This window comes from Caballeronia calidae, from assembly GCF_900044055.2.
GTDB lineage: Bacteria > Pseudomonadota > Gammaproteobacteria > Burkholderiales > Burkholderiaceae > Caballeronia > Caballeronia calidae.
This window is the reverse complement of the sequence record NZ_FCOX02000212.1, coordinates 1-2800: the sequence shown is the minus strand read 5'-3', so window position 1 is coordinate 2800 and position 2800 is coordinate 1. Positions and strand designations below refer to the sequence as shown.

Below are 2800 nucleotides of genomic sequence, written 5' to 3'. Positions count from 1 at the left end.
ATTGCGCCAAAACCAATTTCTTCGCGAAATTCATCACCGAAAGGCAGGACCCTGACACCTTCGAGATGTTCCGACTGACCACATAACCCCAAGACTGCGCCGAACTCGGCACTCACGAGTAACAATGCCTCGGCACGAAATAGGGAGCCCTGCACGACAAAGTATGTTGCTTTATTGTGCGACATGATCGTTTATCTCCCATAATGATAAGACCGTCGTACATGACCCTGCCGCATAGCGACATCACGCATACTGCCTCCAATGGTGGTCGTTACCGCTATTAGCAGTAGTGCCGGAGGATGATCCGCGTATAGGTCAGAATCTTGAAGGCATCGTGGATAGCGCTGATCCGCTCAAAGCGCAACAGCAACCGGCGGACGGAGTCCTCTCGGGCAAACACGTGCTCGATGGTTGCGAAAGCGTGCGTCAAAAATGGCCTCGTCGAAGTGGCGCTTGCGGTTTCGATTTTTCCGGGATGTGTTCAGCGTCATGCCGCGGCTGAAGATTTCACGGCGGGTTAGCCCGGCAGTCGTACACGCCATCCAAACTGACGATTGTTCCTCGCACAGACAATTCGACCGCGCTGAAAACTTGCAACCATTTGTTTATTTAAATTTACCACTGGTTAAACAACATGATGAACATCAAATTTTCACCCGTCAAATCACCATCGAATATTGAAAAGCGCGAAAAGCAAGATGCCGATAATAAGGCTTTTCTTAAAAAGAGACTGAAGGGAATTTTTGATGAACTTCCAACGCCGTTAAATAACTCGACGGGCAAAGCTGGGTTTGCCGATATTAACGAGGCACTATATAAATTCAATACCAAAGCGCCTAGGTCAGATGATCTGCCGAAATTCACAATTAATACGAAAAATGAAGGTAGAATTGACTCATTGAAATCAGTCGATGTTGAATGCAATTCGCATGAGTTGCCAGATAACGTTACCGGGTCAGAATATGACCAAAGAACGCTGCGTGAATATTTTACCGATTTAACATTCAACGATACCGGTTATTCGGGCGCTCTGAATGAAAAATTTCTTTTATTGCTTGACAAGGCGCCTGAATCACAAAAACATTCAATTTTATATAAATTGATAATGCACACCATTCTCGATGTTCGCACTAACCACTCCCTTTGGGGCTACTCGGAAAAAACGAAACTTGAAGTCTTTAGCAAGTTGGCTAAAAAGTCAGCAGACATGTCACAAGGGCATCGTCATGAATTGCTGTCGCTCATGAGTCAAGGCGTGAGAGCTTTTAAGGATGAGGTTCTTCAGGGGAAAGCCGTTAAGATATTGGAAAACTATGGAATTACACCCGCTGAACACAGAAATGTGAAATTCGTTTAACTTTCAATTGGGTGCGCAGTTCAAATTCCGCGTTTTAGTTGGATCCAATCGCCCTATAACCCCTTGAAGCGTTAGGAAATTTTTGAGCAACAGGGGTTAATCAGGGCGCGCCCAGTGCGGTGATCATCGCGCTCGGAGCGCTCGAGTTCGACGACAACCCCGTCGGGCAGCGTCGCTGACAGGCGCGGTTGATGCCAGCTGATGCCAAGCATGTAGGCAGGGATAGTTCGCGCCGTGGCGTCGAAAGTCGAACCGATTGTCGATGGCGGTCAGTTTCCGCGCCTTTCGGGCGGCATCGTATATCGGCGTCGCGGCAAGGGGCAAACCAATCCAGCTAGCGGAAGCAGTCAATGCGCTGTGAGTGATATGACGAGTCGTTTCACCTCAAATAGCGCGAAACGTCACTTCTCGAATAGCGCGGGACGTCACACATGGCGACGATGAGCCGTGCGAACGGCCATGCGTGCGCCTTGGAACAAAAGCGAGTGCATAAATAATCGTTACCCTGCCTGGTAATGCACCCAAGGCGAGCCTTGCCGCCGCTGCTCTTTTGCCTGGGCTGGACCAGGCCGAGCCATGCGGTGAACTGGCGGCCTGATTTGAACTGACGTGGGTCGCCTACAGTTGCAGTAGTGGCGCAGGCGGTTAGCGGGCCGACGCCGACCATGCCCATGAGTCGCTGCGCATCATAGTCAGCCCTGACCTGGGCTTCAAACTGGGCATCGAACCAGGCGATCTGTTGATCTGGGGCCTGCCATTGCTGCCACCCCTGCATCATTGCCAGACGGGCGGCGCCGGTCATCGAGTTGGTCGCATCCTCCAGTGCAGCAACGAAGCGACTGCGAAACGCGCAGATGCCTTGTGGAAGAAACACGCCGAATTCGACCAGCAGGCCACGCAGCCGGTTGACTAGAGCTGTGCGCTCTTCGATGAAGCCGGTACGCATGCGCAGTAGAACCAATACGCTTTGCTGTTGGGGTGTTTTGACGGCAACGAAGCGCATGTTGGGCCGCCCACCTGCTTCGCAGATAGCCTCGGCGTCAAGAGCGGCATTCTTAACGTGCTGGCCTCCCTTTCGATAGGGGACCGCGAACTGCGGAGCGATTAGGCGGACTTCATGTCCGAGCAAACGTGGGCGTGATCACCCAGTTCGACCGACATTACTGTGACGTCCCGCGCTATTCGAGAAGTGGCGTTTCGCGCTATTTGAGGTGAAACGACGGCGGTCATCTCGCGCTGTGATGGAAATGCACGTGAGCACACAGAGCGCGAGACGAAGGTAGATGGGACGCGCGGATGCGCCGAGCGCGGCGAACGCGATGCCGTTGAGGATGGAATTTGTGTGGTGGCGAAGTGAAGTCGAACGCCGGAGTTCGACAGTTCCACGGCCAAAAACGCGATTTTCGACAGCCAGGCCTTGTATCGGCGCGGGTTTCGGCGGGG

At 52.5% G+C, this 2800-nt stretch carries 4 protein-coding genes; 1 reads left to right on the top strand and 3 read right to left on the bottom strand.

From position 1 onward, the window contains the following. Positions 1–185, bottom strand: a 185-nt coding sequence (locus AWB78_RS48065) for a hypothetical protein (protein WP_198399494.1), incomplete at its 3' end; no start/stop codon positions are given. Positions 186–634: 449 nt separating this feature from the next. Here AWB78_RS48065 and AWB78_RS47385 point away from each other — a divergent pair. After that, positions 635–1357, top strand: coding sequence for a hypothetical protein (locus tag AWB78_RS47385; protein ID WP_157697888.1), 723 nt, complete (start codon positions 635–637; stop codon positions 1355–1357). 379 nt (positions 1358–1736) lie between these two features. Here AWB78_RS47385 and AWB78_RS42035 read toward each other — a convergent pair whose 3' ends face one another. Continuing rightward, positions 1737–2486 (bottom strand): IS110 family RNA-guided transposase, encoded by a 750-nt coding sequence (locus AWB78_RS42035; RefSeq protein WP_062613164.1) that lies wholly within the window; start codon positions 2484–2486, stop codon positions 1737–1739. 12 nt (positions 2487–2498) lie between these two features. Then, positions 2499–2800 (bottom strand): hypothetical protein (locus AWB78_RS49105; RefSeq protein ID WP_232478127.1); only part of this gene is annotated, 302 nt, incomplete at its 5' end.

Coding starts and splice junctions, on each gene's coding strand:
- AWB78_RS47385 (WP_157697888.1), top strand. CDS start 635: ATGATGAACATCAAATTTTCACCCGTCAAATCACCATCGAATATTGAA.